This is a genomic window from Stenotrophomonas maltophilia group sp. RNC7, assembly GCF_030910085.1.
GTDB lineage: Bacteria > Pseudomonadota > Gammaproteobacteria > Xanthomonadales > Xanthomonadaceae > Stenotrophomonas > Stenotrophomonas sepilia.
Map to the genome: position 1 here is coordinate 1 of NZ_JAVFVN010000286.1, position 357 is coordinate 357.

Sequence of the window (357 nt, forward strand, 5' to 3'; positions counted from 1 at the left end):
CATGGCAACGTCAACGTACTTTTTCAATAACAATGAAAACATAAAATATAATGATGTATTGGATAAGATGGTAGAAGGATTTCCTTTCAGGACCAGTATTAACTGGCAATCTCTGCCTCTCGCTTTTCAGAGTAATATAGACGATATCATCAATGCGAATGACTATCTGTATTTGTTCAAAAAGGATAAATACATCAAGTTCTCGCTTATCCATGAAGAGGTTGTAGCAGGCCCTGCGCCGATCACTGACGGTTGGCCTGGTCTGGCTGGCACGGGTTTGGAGGCCGGTATCGATACGGCTGCGGAATGGCCTGATGCTGACGACAGGAGCAGTATCAAGACTGTATTGTTTACAAA

Annotated in this window: 1 protein-coding gene; it reads right to left on the bottom strand. The window is 43.1% G+C overall.

Annotated elements, in window-relative coordinates; genetic code table 11:
* Nucleotides 1–10 precede the first annotated feature (10 nt).
* The coding region (locus tag RCF13_RS04175) for a hypothetical protein (RefSeq protein ID WP_308140893.1) at nucleotides 11–357 on the bottom strand (347 nt) is incomplete at its 5' end.